The organism is Microbacterium sp. NPDC058342 (assembly GCF_042723935.1).
Classification (GTDB): Bacteria; Actinomycetota; Actinomycetes; order Actinomycetales; family Microbacteriaceae; genus Microbacterium.
This window is the reverse complement of sequence record NZ_JBHXID010000001.1, coordinates 1,960,896-1,977,777: the sequence shown is the minus strand read 5'-3', so window position 1 is coordinate 1,977,777 and position 16,882 is coordinate 1,960,896. Positions and strand designations below refer to the sequence as shown.

General features: G+C 68.2%; 16 protein-coding genes and 2 tRNA genes. 13 read left to right on the top strand and 5 right to left on the bottom strand.

Annotated features, from left to right (window positions below):
* The first annotated feature begins 78 nt into the window (after positions 1–78).
* The 10 genes from uvrA to ACFWHT_RS09205 all read left to right on the top strand — a co-directional run bounded on the left by uvrA (position 79) and on the right by ACFWHT_RS09205 (position 11,436).
* Entirely contained in the window at positions 79–2,967 is a 2,889-nt protein-coding gene (uvrA, locus tag ACFWHT_RS09250; RefSeq protein ID WP_378827578.1) for an excinuclease ABC subunit UvrA, read from the top strand.
* Positions 2,967–4,862, top strand: coding sequence for an excinuclease ABC subunit UvrC (gene uvrC / locus ACFWHT_RS09245; protein ID WP_378827577.1), 1,896 nt, complete (start codon positions 2,967–2,969; stop codon positions 4,860–4,862). Before uvrA ends, uvrC begins: the two co-directional genes overlap by 1 nt.
* A gap of 29 nt (positions 4,863–4,891) precedes the next feature.
* On the top strand, positions 4,892–5,764 hold the full coding sequence (gene rapZ / locus ACFWHT_RS09240; protein WP_378827575.1) for an RNase adapter RapZ: 873 nt from the start codon (positions 4,892–4,894) through the stop codon (positions 5,762–5,764).
* Positions 5,765–5,854: 90 nt separating this feature from the next.
* Positions 5,855–6,847, top strand: coding sequence for a DNA-binding protein WhiA (whiA, locus tag ACFWHT_RS09235; RefSeq protein WP_378827573.1), 993 nt, complete (start codon positions 5,855–5,857; stop codon positions 6,845–6,847).
* Between the two features lie 173 nt (positions 6,848–7,020).
* The gene (locus ACFWHT_RS09230) at positions 7,021–7,647 is read left to right on the top strand and encodes a superoxide dismutase (RefSeq protein WP_378827571.1); all 627 of its coding nucleotides are present in this window, start codon (positions 7,021–7,023) and stop codon (positions 7,645–7,647) included.
* A gap of 90 nt (positions 7,648–7,737) precedes the next feature.
* Complete coding sequence (gap, locus tag ACFWHT_RS09225) at positions 7,738–8,748, top strand: type I glyceraldehyde-3-phosphate dehydrogenase (RefSeq protein WP_378827570.1); 1,011 nt, start codon at positions 7,738–7,740, stop codon at positions 8,746–8,748.
* A gap of 3 nt (positions 8,749–8,751) precedes the next feature.
* On the top strand, positions 8,752–9,966 hold the full coding sequence (locus tag ACFWHT_RS09220) for a phosphoglycerate kinase (RefSeq protein WP_378827569.1): 1,215 nt from the start codon (positions 8,752–8,754) through the stop codon (positions 9,964–9,966).
* A complete protein-coding gene (gene tpiA, locus ACFWHT_RS09215; protein ID WP_378827566.1) occupies positions 9,957–10,748 on the top strand; it encodes a triose-phosphate isomerase in 792 nt (263 codons plus the stop codon). The genes ACFWHT_RS09220 and tpiA overlap by 10 nt, the downstream gene beginning before the upstream one ends.
* 83 nt (positions 10,749–10,831) lie before the next feature.
* Positions 10,832–11,080 (top strand): preprotein translocase subunit SecG, encoded by a 249-nt coding sequence (gene secG, locus ACFWHT_RS09210; RefSeq protein WP_378827564.1) that lies wholly within the window; start codon positions 10,832–10,834, stop codon positions 11,078–11,080.
* A complete protein-coding gene (locus ACFWHT_RS09205) occupies positions 11,080–11,436 on the top strand; it encodes an RNA polymerase-binding protein RbpA (RefSeq protein ID WP_378827562.1) in 357 nt (118 codons plus the stop codon). The genes secG and ACFWHT_RS09205 overlap by 1 nt, the downstream gene beginning before the upstream one ends.
* 66 nt (positions 11,437–11,502) lie before the next feature.
* On the opposite strand, the gene ACFWHT_RS09200 is transcribed toward ACFWHT_RS09205, so the two are convergent.
* From ACFWHT_RS09200 to ACFWHT_RS09180, 5 genes are all read right to left on the bottom strand, one after another.
* The gene (locus tag ACFWHT_RS09200; protein WP_378827560.1) at positions 11,503–12,597 is read right to left on the bottom strand and encodes a signal peptidase I; all 1,095 of its coding nucleotides are present in this window, start codon (positions 12,595–12,597) and stop codon (positions 11,503–11,505) included.
* A complete protein-coding gene (locus ACFWHT_RS09195; RefSeq protein ID WP_378827559.1) occupies positions 12,588–13,115 on the bottom strand; it encodes a hypothetical protein in 528 nt (175 codons plus the stop codon). The genes ACFWHT_RS09200 and ACFWHT_RS09195 overlap by 10 nt, the downstream gene beginning before the upstream one ends.
* Positions 13,112–13,387 carry a hypothetical protein gene (locus ACFWHT_RS09190; RefSeq protein WP_378827557.1) on the bottom strand — a complete coding sequence of 92 codons (276 nt, stop codon included), beginning with the start codon at positions 13,385–13,387 and terminating at the stop codon, positions 13,112–13,114. Before ACFWHT_RS09190 ends, ACFWHT_RS09195 begins: the two co-directional genes overlap by 4 nt.
* A gap of 220 nt (positions 13,388–13,607) precedes the next feature.
* A complete protein-coding gene (locus tag ACFWHT_RS09185) occupies positions 13,608–14,162 on the bottom strand; it encodes an alternate-type signal peptide domain-containing protein (protein WP_378827555.1) in 555 nt (184 codons plus the stop codon).
* Positions 14,163–14,335: 173 nt separating this feature from the next.
* Positions 14,336–14,406: transfer RNA gene (locus tag ACFWHT_RS09180), tRNA-Gly, on the bottom strand.
* A gap of 105 nt (positions 14,407–14,511) precedes the next feature.
* Between ACFWHT_RS09180 and ACFWHT_RS09175 the strand changes: the two genes are divergently transcribed.
* From ACFWHT_RS09175 to ACFWHT_RS09165, 3 genes are all read left to right on the top strand, one after another.
* Positions 14,512–14,588, top strand: a tRNA-Pro gene (locus ACFWHT_RS09175).
* A 60-nt stretch (positions 14,589–14,648) separates the two neighbouring features.
* Positions 14,649–16,121, top strand: coding sequence for a trigger factor (gene tig, locus ACFWHT_RS09170; RefSeq protein WP_378827553.1), 1,473 nt, complete (start codon positions 14,649–14,651; stop codon positions 16,119–16,121).
* Between the two features lie 165 nt (positions 16,122–16,286).
* Positions 16,287–16,877 (top strand): ATP-dependent Clp protease proteolytic subunit, encoded by a 591-nt coding sequence (locus ACFWHT_RS09165; RefSeq protein ID WP_378827552.1) that lies wholly within the window; start codon positions 16,287–16,289, stop codon positions 16,875–16,877.
* Positions 16,878–16,882: the final 5 nt, after the last annotated feature.

Sequence of the window (16,882 nt, the reverse complement as noted above, 5' to 3'; positions counted from 1 at the left end):
CGCGGTCGGCGCGTGCGGATGCCCGAGGCTGAACCCGCTCCCAGAGCCAGTGTCGGTGGCCCCTCCTAGACTTGTCTGGTGCCCATTGTTCCTGTCGCCTCCTCCGGAAAACTCAGTGTCCGCGGTGCCCGCGTGCACAATCTCAAGAACGTCGACCTCGACATCCCCCGTGACTCCCTCGTCGTCTTCACCGGGCTGTCCGGGTCGGGGAAGTCCAGTCTCGCGTTCGACACGATCTTCGCCGAGGGACAGCGTCGCTACGTCGAGTCGCTGAGCGCGTACGCGCGTCAGTTCCTCGGGCAGGTGGATCGTCCCGACGTCGATTTCATCGAGGGCCTGAGCCCCGCGGTGTCGATCGATCAGAAGTCGACCAACCGCAACCCCCGTTCCACGGTCGGCACGATCACCGAGATCCACGACTACATGCGCCTGCTGTGGGCGCGCATCGGCGTTCCGCACTGCCCCGAGTGCGGTGAGCGCATCCAGCGGCAGACGGTGCAGCAGATCGCCGATCAGCTCATGGAGCTGCCCGACCGCACGCGCTACCAGATCGTGGCACCGGTCGTCTCGCAGAAGAAGGGCGAGTTCGTCGACCTCTTCAAGGAGCTGGGCGCGAAAGGGTACTCGCGCGCGATCGTGGACGGCGAGCTCATCCAGCTCGCCGAGCCGCCCACACTGAAGAAGAGCTACAAGCACGACATCGCCGTCGTCGTGGACCGGCTCGTCGCCTCCGCCGATATCCTCGGCCGGGTCACCGACTCGGTCGAGACCGCACTGGGTCTGGCAGGCGGCATCATGCAGGTGAACTTCGTCGACGAGACCGGAGACGATGCCTGGCAGTCCTTCTCCGAGAAGCTCGCCTGTCCCAACGGTCATCCGATCACGCTCACCGAGATCGAGCCGCGGACCTTCTCCTTCAACGCACCGTTCGGGGCGTGCCCGGCGTGCTCGGGTCTGGGCACGCGGATGTCCGTCGACGTCGATCTGCTGCTGGGCGATGAGGACCTCTCGATCCGGGAGGGGGCGATCCTGCCGTGGACGACGCAGGGCAAGGGACTGTTCCAGTACTACGAGCGACTGCTGGAGGGCCTTGCGCGAGACCTCGACTTCTCCCTGGACACGCCGTGGAACCGGCTGCACTCCGACGTGCGCGAAGCCGTGCTGCGGGGCGACAACTACAAGGTCAGCGTCAAATGGAAGAACCGCTACGGACGTGAGATGCGCTACACGTCCGGCTTCGAGGGCGTGGTCCCCTACATCGAGCGCCAGTACATGCAGGCCGAGTCCGACACGCAGCGCGGCCGCTGGGGCGAGTACCTGCGCGAGGTGCCGTGCCCGGTGTGCGATGGTGCGCGCCTCAAGCCGGAGGTGCTGGCCGTCAAGGTGCACGGACACTCGATCGCCGAGGTGTCGAGTCTCAGCCTCGCGGACGCGAGCACGTTCATGCACACCCTCGAGCTGACCGATCGCGAGGCGAAGATCGCGGCGCAGGTCCTGCGCGAGATCCGTCTGCGCCTGGAGTTCCTGCTGCAGGTGGGACTGTCGTATCTGAATCTCGGCCGCTCGGCCGGGTCGCTCTCCGGTGGCGAGGCGCAGCGCATCCGCCTGGCCACGCAGATCGGCTCGGGACTGACCGGCGTGCTGTACGTGCTCGACGAGCCCTCCATCGGGCTGCACCAGCGCGACAACCGCCGCCTCATCGAGACCCTGGTGCGCCTGCGCGATCTGGGCAACACGCTCATCGTCGTCGAGCACGACGAGGAGACCATCGAAGCCGCCGACTGGGTCGTCGACATCGGACCGGGTGCGGGTGTCAACGGAGGGCGCGTCGTGCACTCCGGGCCGTACTCCGCGCTGCTGGGCGAGACGGACTCGATGACCGGCGACTACCTCGCGGGACGTCGGGAGATCGCCACACCGCGCAAGCGTCGCAAGATCGATCGCAAGCGGATGCTGAGCGTCGTCGGCGCCCGCGCGAACAATCTGAAGAACGTCACCGCCGACTTCCCGCTGGGCGTTCTCACCTCGGTCACGGGCGTGAGCGGATCCGGCAAGTCGTCGCTCGTCAACGACATCCTCTACCAGGTGCTCGCGGCGCGCCTCAACGGCGCCCGCACCGTGCCGGGCAAGCACACGCGCGTCACCGGGCTCGACAACCTCGACAAGGTGGTGCACGTCGACCAGGCGCCGATCGGCCGCACTCCGCGCTCGAATCCGGCGACGTACACGGGTGTGTTCGATCGGATCCGCACGCTCTTCAGCGAGACGCCGGAGGCGAAGGTGCGCGGCTACCAGCCGGGCCGGTTCAGCTTCAACGTCAAGGGCGGGCGCTGCGACGCGTGCTCGGGCGACGGCACGATCAAGATCGAGATGAACTTCCTGCCCGACGTGTACGTGGACTGCGAGGTCTGCCACGGCAAGCGGTACAACCGCGACACCCTGGCCGTGCACTACAAGGGCAAGAACATCGCCGAGGTGCTTGAGATGCCGATCGCCGAGGCCGCGGAGTTCTTCGAGCCGATCCAGGCGATCCACCGCTACATGAAGACGCTCGTCGACGTGGGTCTGGGATACGTGCGTCTCGGACAGGCGGCGACCACGCTGTCGGGCGGCGAGGCGCAGCGCGTCAAGCTCGCCACCGAGCTGCAGCGCCGAAGCAACGGCCGCAGCATCTACGTGCTCGACGAGCCGACGACCGGATTGCACTTCGAAGATGTCCGCAAGCTGCTCGAGGTGCTCAACGGCCTGGTCGACAAGGGCAACACGGTGATCGTCATCGAGCACAACCTCGACGTGATCAAATCGTCCGACTGGGTCATCGATCTCGGTCCCGAGGGCGGATCGGGCGGCGGTGAGATCCTCGCCACCGGCACGCCCGAGCAGATCGCGCGAGTGGAGGAGAGTCACACCGGCCGCTTCCTCGCTGAGATCCTGGGCGACGAACGCGCCGAGCGCAAGGCGGGCTGATGGCGGACGTCCTGCCGTACAAGCCGCGGGCGGGTGAGATCCCCACCGACCCCGGCGTGTACCGCTTCCGCGACGCCGAGGGACGCGTGCTCTACGTCGGCAAGGCGAAGAACCTGCGTCAGCGGCTGTCGAACTACTTTGCACCGCTGCGCACGCTGCACGAGCGCACCCGGCGGATGGTCACGACCGCCGCCTCGGTGGAATGGACCGTCGTGGCGACCGACGTCGATTCACTCCAGCTCGAGTACATGTGGATCAAGGAGTTCGATCCGCCGTTCAACGTGCGCTACAAGGACGACAAGTCCTATCCGTTCATGGCCATCACGCTTGCCGACGAGGCTCCGAGGGTGCTCGTCACGCGCAACCGGAACATCCGAGGGGCACGGTACTTCGGGCCGTATCCGAAGGTGTGGGCGGTGCACGAGACCATCGACCTGATGGTCAAGGCGTTCCCGATCCGCACCTGCAGCGACGCGAGCTACAAGCGCGCCATGCAGACCGGACGCCCGTGCTTCCCGGGGCAGATCGGCAAGTGCGGGGGGCCGTGCTCGATGACCTGCACGATCGAGGAGCACCGGGCCATGGTCGACGACTTCGTCGCGTTCATGGCCGGCGGCGACGAGAGATTCACCCGCGATCTTCGCAAGCGCATGCTCGCAGCATCCGCCGCGATGGACTACGAAGCCGCGGCGAGGCACCGCGACAAGCTCTCCGCCATCGAGGCCGTGCTCGGCAAGAGCGCGCTGGTGCTGCCGGCCGACGAGGATGCGGACCTGTTCGGTGTCGCGGAGGACGAGCTCTCCGCAGCCGTGCACCACTTCGTGATCCGCGGGGGGCGCGTGCGCGGCGTGCGATCGCTGACCCTCGACAAGGAATTGGACATCTCTCGCGGCGAGCTCGTGGACCAAGTGCTGCAGCGCGCATACGGTGAGGCGGCGGACATTCCGCGGCGTGTGCTGGTGCCGGTGCTTCCCGACGATGCGAGTGAGCTGGAGCAGTGGCTGCGCGACAGGCGCGGGCGCCGCGTCGAGATCTCCGTCGCCCAGCGCGGTCAGCGCGCCGAGCTGATGCGCACGGCCACCCTGAACGCCCAGCAGGCGCTGCTGCGGCACAAGACCCGCCGTACCAGTGACTACGTGGCACGCACGCAGGCGCTCACCGACCTGCAGGAGGCGCTGGGGATGGATGAGGCTCCGCTGAGGATCGAATGCTTCGACATCTCGCATCTGGGCGGCACCAATGTCGTCGCCTCGATGGTCGTGTTCGAGGACGGGCTGCCCCGCAAGGACCAGTACCGCTCGTTCAACATCGCAGAGACCACCGACGACACGGACTCGATGTATCAGGTGCTCATGCGGCGCCTCGCACGCGTGGACGCCCCGCCGCAGGAAGAGCTCTCGGACGAGGAGGTGCAGGCGGGCGTGAAGCGCAGGCCGCGCTTCGCGTACAAGCCGCAGCTGCTCATCGTCGACGGCGGGCAGCCGCAGGTGCAGGCAGCCGCTCGTGCGCTGCGCGACAGCGGACGCGATGACATCGCGCTGTGCGGGATCGCGAAGCGTCTGGAGGAGATCTGGGTACCCGATGACGACTTCCCGGTGATCCTGCCGCGAACCAGCGAGGCGCTGTACCTCGTGCAGCGACTCCGCGACGAGGCGCACCGCTTCGCCATCACCCACCAGCGGCGCCGGCGGCGCCGCGACATCAGCACCGTGCTCAGTGAGATCCCCGGCCTGGGCGAATCGCGGATCAAGGCGCTGCTGAAGCACTTCGGATCCGTGACCGCGCTGCGGGCGGCCGCGCCCGAGCAGATCGCGGAGGTCACCGGCATCGGTCCGACGCTGGCGGCCGGCATCCATGCGCATCTCGCCGGCGTCGAGGCGAGCCCGACTGGATAGGCTGGAACGGAGGGAAGGGAGAGTCGACGATGGCGGCGTCTGAAGAGGGCGAGTTCCTGATCGTCACGGGCATGTCGGGCGCCGGGCGGTCGACGGCGGCGAACGCACTCGAGGATCTCGGCTGGTACGTGGTCGACAACCTGCCGCCGCAGATCCTGCGTCCGCTTCTCGACCTCACCGACATGGGTGCCGGCAACCTGCCCAAGATCGCGGCGGTCGTCGATGTGCGCGGGCGCAACCTGTTCGACGACTTCTCCGGCGTGGCCAGCACGCTGCGCTCCCGCGGCGACGTGAAGGTGCTGTTCCTGGACGCCTCCGACGACGTGCTGGTGCGTCGATTCGAGTCGGTGCGCCGCCCCCATCCGCTGCAGGGCGACGGCACCCTGCTCGACGGCATCCGCACCGAGCGCTCGCGACTGAACCCGATCCGCGAGGGCGCGGATCTGCTCATCGACACCTCGAACCTGAACATCCACCAGCTCGCCATGCAGGTCTCGGAGATGTTCTCCGAGGAGGGAGCGGCACGGCATCGGCTGACCCTGCTCAGCTTCGGCTTCAAGTACGGCGTTCCCACCGACGTCGATCACGTCGCCGACATGCGTTTCCTGCCCAACCCGTTCTGGAACGAGGCGCTGCGCGACCACTCGGGACAGGATGCGGACGTGCGCGACTACGTGTTGTCGAGGCCAGGAGCCTCGGAGTTCCTCGACGCCTACACGCAGACGCTGCGCCCCGTGCTGGAGGGCTATCAGCGCGAGAACAAGAGCCATTCGACGGTGGCGATCGGCTGCACCGGCGGCAAGCACCGCTCGGTCGCAGTGGTGGAGGAGCTGGCCCGTCGACTCGCCGAAGCGCCGGGCGTCGCCGTCAACGTGCGTCACCGCGACCTCGGACGCGAGTGATCTCTCCGGACGCGGGCGGTGAGAACCTCCGCGGCCTTGTAGGCTAGTCCCTTGCGTCGCGACCCGACGCGTGGATCGTGAGGGAGTCCCGTGGCACTAACCACCGACGTCAAGGCTGAGCTCGTCAGCATCCGCAACGCACCCCCGACGGTGCGTGTCGCCGAGGTGACGACCATTCTCCGCTTCGCCGGTGGGCTGCACTCGATCGCCGGCCGCGTGGCCGTCGAGGCCGAGGTGGATGCCGAGACGCTCGCTCGCCGCGTCAGCCGCGACCTCGCCGAGATCTTCGGCGTGCGCCCGGAGATCGCCCAGGTGAAGTCCAGCACGGCGCAGGGCAGCGGGGTCAACGACGGCGCGCGCTGGGCCGTGCGGGTGATCGGCGCGGGGGAGACCCTCGCTCGGCAGACCGGCCTGCTCGACGCCAGGCGCCGCGCCGTGCGCGGTCTTCCGAACCGGCTCACCACGGGGTCGCCGGAGGAGCTGGCGGGCATCTGGCGCGGCGCGTTCCTCGCGGCAGGCTCGCTGAGCGAGCCCGGGCGCTCCGCCATGCTCGAGGTGTCCTGCCCGTCGGGCGAGGCCGCGATGGCGCTCGTCGGCGCCGCGCACCGGCTCGGCGTCACGGCGAAGGCCCGCGAGGTGCGGGGCCTGCCGCGTGTCGTCGTGCGCGAGGGCGAGGCCATCCGGGCGATCCTCACCGCGATGGGCGCACGGCGCACCGCCGTGACCTGGGAGGAGATGCGTCAGCGCCGTGAGGTGCGCGCGGGCGTGAACCGCCTGGTGAACTTCGACGACGCGAACCTGCGCCGCTCCGCGCAGGCGGCCGTCGCGGCCTGCGCCCGCGTCGAGCGCGCGCTCGAGATCCTCGGCGACGACGTGCCCGATCACCTGCGCACCGCCGGCAGTCTGCGCCTCGCTCACCGCGACGCCAGCCTCGACGAGCTGGGGCACCACGCCGACCCGCCCCTCACGAAGGACGCCGTGGCCGGTCGCATCCGCCGTCTGCTGGCGATGGCCGACAAGCGCGCGCAGCAGGAGGGCATCCCGGGAACCGAAGCCGCCGTGCCCGCCGGACTCGACGACTGATCCGGCGTCCGGCGCACGACACGCGCGGGCGTGACGGAAGTCGTCATCCGGGGAAGGTTCCCTCCGCAGCTCCTGTTGCCGTCAGTAGGATGTGAAACGTCTGCTCCGCGGCGCACACGGTGCCGCGGGGATCGGCAAGCGCCGCGGCGCGGCGCGGATTGGATGAATTCGACATGGCGACCTACACGCTCCCCGACCTTCCCTACGACTTCGCGGCGCTGGAGCCCCACATCAGCGGCAAGATCATGGAACTGCACCATGACAAGCATCACGCGGCCTACGTCACCGGTGCGAACGCCGCCCTCGACGGACTCGCCGAGGCCCGCGAGACCGGCAACCTCGCCAACGTGAACAAGCTCGAGAAGGACCTGGCCTTCAACCTCGGCGGCCACGTGAACCACTCGATCTTCTGGACGAACCTCTCCCCGAACGGGGGCGGACAGCCCGAGGGCGAGCTGAAGGCGGCGATCGACGAGTACTTCGGCTCCTTCGAGAAGTTCCAGGCCCACTTCACGGCGGCGGCCACGGGCATCCAGGGCTCGGGATGGGCGGTGCTCAGCTGGGACCCGATCGGCGGCCGCCTCATCATCCAGCAGCTGTTCGACCAGCAGGCCAACACCGCGCAGGGCACGGTGCCGCTGTTCCAGCTGGACATGTGGGAGCACGCGTTCTACCTGGACTACCTCAACGTCAAGGCCGACTACGTCAAGGCCGCGTGGAACATCGCGAACTGGGAGAACGTGGCGCAGCGGTTTGAAATCGCGCGTGAGAAGACCTCTGGTCTGCTGGTACTGTCGTAAAACATGGGCGTCCTGATGGGCGATTCGCCCATCAGGACGCCGTTGTCCGCGTACCCCGCAGGAAACCCTCTTAAGAACCAGGAGACTTTCGTGTCTGTCAAGATCGGTATCAACGGCTTCGGTCGTATCGGACGTAACTTCCTCCGCGCGGCACTCGCGCAGGACGCTGACCTCGAGATCGTCGCGGTCAACGACCTCACCGACAACGCGGCTCTTGCACACCTCCTGAAGTACGACTCGGTCGGCGGGCCGCTCGGCGTCGACGTCTCGCACGAGGGCGACGTGATCACGGTCGGCGGCAAGGCGATCAAGGTGTTCGAGGAGCGCGACCCCGCGGCCCTTCCGTGGGGCGAGCTGGGCGTCGACATCGTCATCGAGTCGACCGGGCGCTTCACGAAGGCCGCCGATGCCGGCAAGCACATCGCCGGCGGCGCGAAGAAGGTCATCATCTCGGCTCCGGGAACGGATGTGGACGGCACCTTCGTCGTCGGTGTGAACGAGGACACCTACGACCCCGCCAACCACAGCATCATCTCCAACGCGTCGTGCACCACGAACTGCCTCGCACCGCTCGCGAAGGTGTTCAACGACACCTTCGGCATCCAGCGCGGCTTCATGATGACCGCGCACGCCTACACGGCCGACCAGAACCTCCAGGACGGCCCGCACAGCGACCTGCGCCGCGCTCGCGCGGCCGCGATCAACATCGTCCCCGCCTCGACCGGCGCCGCCAAGGCCATCGGCCTGGTGCTCCCCGAGCTCAACGGCAAGCTGAGCGGCTCCTCGTACCGCGTCCCCGTTCCCACCGGCTCGATCGTCGACCTGACGATCATCGCCGACCGCGATGACCTGACGGTCGAGGAGATCAACGCGGCGTACCGGGCCGCCGCCGCGGACGGACGCCTGCAGGGCATCCTGCAGTACACCGAGGACCCGATCGTCTCAAGCGACATCCAGCTCAACCCGCACTCCTCGATCTTCGACGCCGAGCTGACCAACGTCAGCGGCAACCTCGTCAAGGTCTCCAGCTGGTACGACAACGAGTGGGGCTACTCCAACCGCCTCGTCGACCTGACCGAGTACGTGGCTGAGCGTCTCTGATCCATGACGCTGCGCACTCTCGACTCCCTGGGCTCACTCGCGGGCAAGCGCGTCATCGTCCGGTGCGACCTGAACGTCCCCCTGCGGGACGGCGTGATCACCGACGACGGCCGCGTGCGTGCATCGCTGCCGACTCTGGACGCTCTGATCAACGCGGGCGCCCGCGTGATCGTGTGCTCGCACCTCGGGCGTCCCGACGGCGCGCCTGACCCGCAGTACAGTCTCGAACCGGTGGCGCAGCGACTTTCCGAGCTGCTCGGCAAGCCGGTGGCCTTCGCTCGCGACACCGTCGGCGAATCGGCGCACGAAGCCGTGGCGTCGACCGAGGACGGCGGAGTCGTGGTGCTGGAGAACCTGCGCTTCAACGCCGGGGAGACCGCCAAGGACGACGCGACGCGCCAGGCGTTCGCGGCGGAGCTGGCGGCCCTCGGCGATGCGCTGGTCTCGGACGGCTTCGGTGTCGTCCACCGCAAGCAGGCGAGCGTCTACGACCTCGCCCAGATCCTGCCCTCGGCGGCGGGACTGCTGATCGCGACCGAGCTGGACGTGCTCGACCGCCTGACCGAGAACCCTGAGCGCCCGTACACGGTGGTCCTCGGCGGTTCGAAGGTCAGCGACAAGCTCGGTGTGATCTCGCACCTGCTTCCCCGTGTGGACCGAGTGCTGGTCGGCGGTGGGATGCTGTTCACGTTCCTCGCCGCCCAGGGCCACGCGGTGGCATCCAGCCTGCTCGAGAAGGACCAGCTCGACACCGTCCGCGGGTACATCGCCGAGGCGAAGGACCGCGGTGTCGAGCTGCTGCTCCCGACGGACGTCGTCGTCGCCTCGTCCTTCGCGGCGGATGCCGAGCACGAGACCGTCGCGGCGGATGCCATCGAGCAGAGCTCGTTCGGAGCATCCGGCATCGGCCTCGACATCGGACCGGACACGGCGGCTCTTTTCGCCGAGGCCATTCGCGGATCCCGCACCGTGTTCTGGAACGGCCCGATGGGCGTCTTCGAGTTCGCGGCGTTCGCCGCGGGCACCAAGGCCGTCGCCGAGGCGCTGACCGAGGTCGACGGTCTCGGGGTCGTCGGCGGAGGCGACTCCGCCGCGGCGGTGCGCCAGCTGGGATTCTCGGACGACCGGTTCGGGCACATCTCGACGGGCGGAGGCGCGAGCCTGGAGTTCCTCGAAGGCAAGAAGCTACCCGGACTGGAGGTCCTCGGATGGCAGTGACGACTCGTACCCCGCTGATCGCGGGGAACTGGAAGATGAACCTCGACCACCTGCAGGCGGTGGCGACGGTGCAGAAGCTGCACTGGACGCTGAAGGATGCGGGCCACGAGGGGGATTCGGTCGAGGTGGCGGTCTTCCCGCCGTTCACGGACATCCGCTCCGTGCAGACGCTGGTCGATGCGGACAAGATTCCGTTCGCCCTGGGTGCACAGGACCTCTCGGCTCACGACTCCGGCGCGTACACCGGGGAAGTCTCCGGGGCCTTCCTGTCGAAGCTCGGTCTGCGCTACGTGATCATCGGGCACTCCGAGCGCCGCGAGTACCACCGGGAGAGCGACGAGCTCGTGAACGCGAAGGTCAAGGCCGCGCTCAAGCACGGTCTCGTCCCGGTGATCTGCGTGGGCGAGACGGCCGAGGACCTGGAGAAGCACGGTGCCAGCGCCGTTCCCGCAGGCCAGCTCGAGAAGGCGCTGGAGGGTGTGGCGGCGTCCGCCGACATCGTCGTCGCCTACGAGCCCGTCTGGGCGATCGGGTCCGGCCAGGCCGCGACGCCGGCGCAGGCGCAGGACGTCTGCGCGGCGCTTCGGAAGGTTCTCGCCGGCGTCCTGGACGACGCGGCGGCCGCGCGCACGCGCATCCTCTACGGAGGATCGGTGAAGTCCGGCAACATCGCCAGCTTCATGCGGGAGCCCGATGTGGACGGCGCTCTCGTGGGCGGCGCGAGCCTCGTGGTGGACGAGTTCGCCGCGATCGTGCGCTTCGAGAAGCACGTCGGCGTGTGAGTCGGACGGGGCGCCGCTGCGCCTCGTCGTATAATCGACAGCTAGGCGGGCCGTTTCCGGCCCTGGCGAAAGGCTTTCATCCCGTGGTGGTTCTCGAGTTCGTCCTGCAGGTGCTGCTGGGTATCAGCAGCGTTCTGCTGACGCTCCTCATTCTTCTTCACAAGGGCCGCGGCGGCGGCCTGTCGGACATGTTCGGCGGCGGCATGTCCGCGGCCGTCGGTTCGTCGGGCCTCGCCGAGCGCAACCTCAACCGGTTCACGGTCGTGCTCGCGCTCGTGTGGTTCGTCTCGATCGTGGCCCTCGGGCTCATCACGAAGTTCCAGGTGATCTGATGGCCACGGGTGGAAACGCGATCCGCGGCACGCGCGTCGGCTCCGGGCCGATGGGCGAGCAGGACCATGGATATCACGCCGACCGCATCGCCGTGTCTTACTGGGACGGGCTCGGCAACGAGACCGTCCGGTACTTCGCCGCCGGTCTGCCCGACGAGGAGATCCCCGAGACGATCGACCATCCTCACAGCGGGCTTCCGGCGGGGCGCGATCGGCAGAACCCGCCGGCCCTCGCCAAGGCCGAACCGTACAAGACGCACCTCGCCTACGTGAAGGAGCGCCGCAGCGACGAAGAGGCCGAGCAGCTCCTCGAAGATGCGCTTACGCAGTTGCGCGAGCGACGCGGTCAGAGCTGATCCCACTGCAGATGTACAGGACCCCCGGGGCTTCGGCCTCGGGGGTCCTGTCGCTCTGCGGGCGCCTCAGCGTCGGCGGCGTCGCAGCATCAGGAGTGCCGCGCCGAGGACCACGAGAGCGCCAGCTGCGGCAAGCAGCGGCAACGGCGGTTCGGATCCGGTGCGCGGCAGCGATCCGTCCCGGATCTCCTGGGTCAGCCGCACGGTGACGACGAGATCGGAAGACCCGCGCCGGGTTGTGTCGTCCGCGGATGCGGGGAGGGCGAGAGCCACGTCCACCGTGCCGACCGCACCCGGGCCCAGGCGAGCGGGCGCCACGGCATCCGCCGTGAGGGCGCGGGTCAGCGCCGTGTCACGGTGATCGGCGGAGTCGGTCGGCTCCCAGTGCGCGGTCACCGCCAGGTCGCCCCCGTCCGGCGCCGTGTTGCGCACCCAGAGGCGCGTGCGCACCGTGTCACCGGGCACGATCCTCGAGCTGCCTTCGACCAGGGTGATGGTGGAACCGTCCGACCAGGTCGTGCCGTCGGAGCTGAGCTGCAGAAGATCCTGTTCCGCGGCGTGCGCCGCGGGCGGCGGTGCCAGCAGCGGAAGGCACGTCGCGACGATCATGGTGGCGACGGCCGCCGCTGCGCGACGACGACGGGACGCGTCGCGCAGCAGCGCGATGACACCCCAGGTGATGGCGCCGAGACCGAGGACGACGATCAGCGCCGACTTGGTCGCGGGCGACGCCCACAGGCTCAGATGACCGAGCCAAGGCACGGCGTACACCAGCACACCGCGGATCTGCACAGCTCGGACCGGATCCCGATCGGCCGTGTCGTTGGCATCGCCACGCGTCGTGAAGACCCGCTCGCCGCTTCCGTCCACGCCGACGGCGACGACGCGGTGGGTCGCCACCTCGGGTTCACCGGAGCGCAGCTGGAAGGTGATGACGTCGCCGATGCGGATGTCGGCGGCATCCACCGCGCGCACGGCGATGAGCGTGCCCGGCTCAAGACCTGGTCGCATGCTTCCGGTGAGCACCGTGTAGGTCTGCGCGCCGAGCAGCAAGGGGAAGACCACCCCAAGAAGGGCGACCGCGCTGACGAGCACGAGCACGGTGGCGCTGAGGACTCGCGCAACGCGGCCAGGGATCGAAGTGCGTGGCGCTACTGGCATCGGAACCCACCGAGAACGCCGGGGAGCAGTCCGGTGCGAACGATCGGCTCTCCGTCGCTCGGTGCAGACCGCCAGCCAGACGAGTGCACGGTGATCACCTCCGCGTAGATCGGCTTTCCGCCGAGCAGCAGGTCGGTGAGACCGCCCAGCAGGTCGGACAGCGAGGCGTAGATGTTCTCGGTCCGTGCAGTGGGGTTGGTACGGGACACCTGTACACGGGTGGCCCTGTCCGCGCTGCGCAGCCAGACTTCATAGGTGACGCTGCCAGGCGCCGTACCCAGCTGCGCAGGGTCCCAGGAAAGCGCAGCGTATGAACTGACCACAGGGGACATCGATGTGCACTTCAGGTCAGGGATCACCGGCACCGCTGCGGTGTTCAGAGGGCGCGTGAGCGGGTCGCTCGATGCGCTCCAGTACGCGAACGACGACGAGGAAGGTGCCAGGATCATCATCATGATCAGCATCACGGCGGCCGCGCCCGCACTCACGCCGAGGCGAGGTCTGGAAAGTGTGGTCATGAGGTCGCCTGCTCAGCGATCATTGTGATGCTCGCCGCGAAATCACGGTTCTGCAACGAGGCGGGGGCGGTCGGCGACAACGAGAATCGGACGCAGACATCGATGATCTCGTTGGGCGCGAGATCGCCGATGCCCGCGTCGGGGATCGGCGTACCGGTTCCGCATTGACCCTCCCAAGCGGCGAACGTCAGGTGATTCTGTAACTCGGAGGTGGCCGAGTGCTGCACCCTGAGTTTCCAGCGCAGCGTCGTTCCGGAGCTGAACGATGTCACCCTGATAGTCGCATCCTGCGTCGAAGCCCCCGGAAGGAGCCGTGACCACGTCGGCGGTCCGTCTCGCCAGGATGCGTCCAGGTCCAGGTCCCCCGACGACGTCGACGAGAGGTCCAGCCGCTGCTGTGCCTGCCAGTAAGCGGACACGCCCGTCGCCGCCGCGAGGGTCAGGACGACCCCCGCTGCGGCGCCGATGACGAGCCTGCGCATGCGCTCCGCGTCAGGCGCTGAGCTGCGACAGCGTCAGGGTGACGTCGCCGAGGTCGAACGCCGTGTTCACCAGGTCGCGGTTCGCGGTGGCTCCGTCGAAGGTGATCGTCACGGTCACGGTGACGGTCTTGCCGTCATCCGCCGCGGTGATCGCGGTGGGGGTGACGCCGGTCGACGCCACCGACGCGGTGAGCCCGGTCGGGATCGTTCCCTGAGCGATCGCCAGCTCGGCCGTGAGCGTGTCGCCCTGAACGGTCAGGGTGACGTCCTGCGTCATCGTGAGGACGTCGCCGGGGACGATCTCGACGGCAGTCGGGTCGGCGACGGTGGCCGGCGCGTCGTCCGCGACGCCCTGCAGCGTCCACGCCGGCGTGCCCGAGGTGACCATGTTCAGGTCGCCGCTGTTGATCGTGCCGACGTCGAGCACCTGACTGGTGCTCCAGTAGGCGAGCGTCGTGCCGCCGCCCAGCAGCAGTGCGGCTCCTGCGGCGATGGCGATGATCGCCTTCGTGCGGGTGCGCGGGTTCGGCGGCGTCGCCGCGGGCGTGGATGCAGAGGTGTCCATGAGTTTCCCTTCTCAACCAGGACGGCGCGGTGGCTGGCACGCCTCGCGCCAGCGTACCGGCATATCGCGACGCCCGGACGGGCTTGTCTGAATGATGCACAACGGTGATCATCAGGGTGCGCACCAGATGAGAGAAGGCCCTCACCTGGCAGGTGAGGGCCTTCGTCGATCGGAGGGGATGACGGGAATCGAACCCGCGTCATTAGTTTGGAAGACTAAGGCTTTACCATTAAGCTACATCCCCGCGAAACGCCCCCTTGCGGAAGCGCCTCGTCAAGCATAGCGGACGTCGGGAGCGCTGCCGTCCGTTAGACTCGACGAGGCCGTTCCTGCGCGCGCGGGTTCAAGCCGGGGCGTAGCTCAGCTTGGTAGAGCGCCCGCTTTGGGAGCGGGAGGTCGCAGGTTCAAATCCTGTCGCCCCGACCACGGCCTCCCGACTTCACGACCGCGTCGTCCACGCGGAAACCACAAGGAGAACACACCAGCATGGCCAACAGCACCGTCGAGAAGCTGTCCCCGACCCGGGTCAAGCTCAGCATCACGGTCACCCCCGAAGACCTCAAGCCCAGCATCGCGCACGCCTACGAGCACATCGCGCAGGACGTGCAGATCCCCGGTTTCCGCAAGGGCAAGGTCCCCGCGCCGATCATCGATCAGCGCATCGGCCGCGGTGCGGTCATCGAGCACGCCGTCAACGAGGGGCTCGACCAGTTCTTCCGCGAGGCCGCTGCCGAGCACAACGTGCGCATCGTCGGCCGCCCGTCGGCGGACATCACGCAGTGGCCGAACGAGAAGGACTTCTCCGGTGATCTGCTCGTCGACGTCGAGGTCGACGTGCGCCCGGAGATCGAGCTGCCCTCCTTCGATGACATCACCCTGACCGTCGACGCCGTCGAGACCGACGACGCCGCCATCGACGCCGAGCTCGACGGTCTGCGCGCCCGCTTCGGCACGCTGATCCCCGTCGACCGCCCGGCCGCCAAGGGCGACTTCGTCGAGCTCGACCTCGTCGCCACCATCGACGGCACCGAGATCGACCGCGCCGACGGCGTGTCGTACGAGATCGGCTCCGGCGAGCTCCTCGAGGGCATCGACGAGGCCATCGACTCGCTCACCGCCGGTGAGCAGACGACGTTCCGCTCCACCCTCATCGGCGGAGACCACGCCGGTGAGGAGGCCGAGGTCTCCGTCAGCGTCAAGGCGGTCAAGGAGCGCGAGCTCCCCGAGGCCGACGATGACTTCGCGCAGATGGCATCCGAGTTCGACACGGTCGCGGAACTGCGCGCCAGCCTCGCCGAGCGTGTGAGCCAGCAGGGCGTCTTCACCCAGGGAGCCGCCGCTCGCGACCAGCTCATCGAGGCGCTGCTCGAGAAGGTCGAGATCCCCGTTCCGCCGCAGCTCATCGAGGACGAGGTGCACAACCACCTCGAGAACGAGAACCGTCTCGAGGACGACGAGCACCGCGCCGAGGTCGCCGAGGCCAGCGAGAAGCAGTTCCGCACCCAGGTGCTGCTCGACACCGTGGCCGAGGGCGCGAACGTGCAGGTCTCGCAGGAGGAGCTCAGCCAGTACATCGTCCAGTCCGCCGCGCAGTACGGCATGGCTCCGCAGGAGTTCGTCGAGGCGCTGCAGGGTGCGGGTCAGCTGCCCGCACTCGTCGGCGAGATCGCGCGCAACAAGGCGCTCGCCTCGGTGCTCGGCAAGGTGAAGGTCGTCGACAGCAACGGCAAGGCCGTCGATCTCTCCGAGTTCATCGGCGACGTCGACGAGGCCGAGGCCGAGGAGGCACCCGCCGAGGAGAAGCCCGCTGCGAAGAAGGCTCCGGCCAAGAAGCCTGCCGCGAAGAAGGCTCCGGCGAAGAAGGACGACGCCGACGACGCGGAGAAGAAGCCCGCTGCGAAGAAGGCTCCGGCCAAGAAGACCGCCGCGAAGAAGGACGACGCCGACAAGGCCGAGTGATCGCGGATCCATCAGGAGAGAAGGCGGATGCTGTCGTGGCATCCGCCTTCTTCCGTCTTCGGGCGTCCCGCCGCGCCACGCTGATATGCCGACGGCGAACACGGGGGATCGGGCATCCGGCCGCCGGTAGATTCGAATCACCGAAACACGGAAACAGGAGCTGACATGGCTGAACCCCTGATGGCGACGAGCGTCTTCGACAGGCTGCTGAAGGATCGCATCATCTGGCTGGGCTCTGAGGTGCGCGATGAGAACGCGAATGAGATCTGCGCGAAGATCCTCCTTCTCGCCGCCGAGGATCCCGACAAGGACATCTACCTCTACATCAACTCGCCCGGCGGCTCGATCACCGCGGGCATGGCCATCTACGACACCATGCAGTTCGTCCCGAACGACATCGTCACGGTGGGCATCGGCATGGCGGCGTCGATGGGCCAGCTGCTGCTGACCAGCGGCACCAAGGGCAAGCGCTACATCACGCCCAACGCCCGCGTGCTGCTGCACCAGCCGCACGGCGGCTTCGGCGGGACGTCCAGCGACATCCAGACGCAGGCCCAGCTCATCCTGTCGATGAAGAAGCGCCTCGCCGAGATCACCGCGTCGCAGACGGGCAAGAGCGTCGAGCAGATCAACGCCGACGGTGACCGCGACCGCTGGTTCACCGCCGACGAGGCACTCGAGTACGGATTCGTCGACCACATCCGCGAGCACGCCAGTGACGTGCACGGCGGCGGCGGCACCGGCGCGGACAAGTAAGGCAG

Excerpts from the sequence above, each read along its gene's own strand:
- uvrC (WP_378827577.1), top strand. The coding sequence starts at position 2,967 with ATGGCGGACGTCCTGCCGTACAAGCCGCGGGCGGGTGAGATCCCCACC.
- tpiA (WP_378827566.1), top strand. The coding sequence starts at position 9,957 with ATGGCAGTGACGACTCGTACCCCGCTGATCGCGGGGAACTGGAAGATG.
- ACFWHT_RS09195 (WP_378827559.1), bottom strand. The coding sequence starts at position 13,115 with ATGACCACACTTTCCAGACCTCGCCTCGGCGTGAGTGCGGGCGCGGCC.
- rapZ (WP_378827575.1), top strand. The coding sequence starts at position 4,892 with ATGGCGGCGTCTGAAGAGGGCGAGTTCCTGATCGTCACGGGCATGTCG.
- ACFWHT_RS09205 (WP_378827562.1), top strand. The coding sequence starts at position 11,080 with ATGGCCACGGGTGGAAACGCGATCCGCGGCACGCGCGTCGGCTCCGGG.
- ACFWHT_RS09230 (WP_378827571.1), top strand. The coding sequence starts at position 7,021 with ATGGCGACCTACACGCTCCCCGACCTTCCCTACGACTTCGCGGCGCTG.
- ACFWHT_RS09220 (WP_378827569.1), top strand. The coding sequence starts at position 8,752 with ATGACGCTGCGCACTCTCGACTCCCTGGGCTCACTCGCGGGCAAGCGC.
- ACFWHT_RS09185 (WP_378827555.1), bottom strand. The coding sequence starts at position 14,162 with ATGGACACCTCTGCATCCACGCCCGCGGCGACGCCGCCGAACCCGCGC.
- ACFWHT_RS09200 (WP_378827560.1), bottom strand. The coding sequence starts at position 12,597 with ATGCCAGTAGCGCCACGCACTTCGATCCCTGGCCGCGTTGCGCGAGTC.
- ACFWHT_RS09165 (WP_378827552.1), top strand. The coding sequence starts at position 16,287 with ATGGCTGAACCCCTGATGGCGACGAGCGTCTTCGACAGGCTGCTGAAG.
- tig (WP_378827553.1), top strand. The coding sequence starts at position 14,649 with ATGGCCAACAGCACCGTCGAGAAGCTGTCCCCGACCCGGGTCAAGCTC.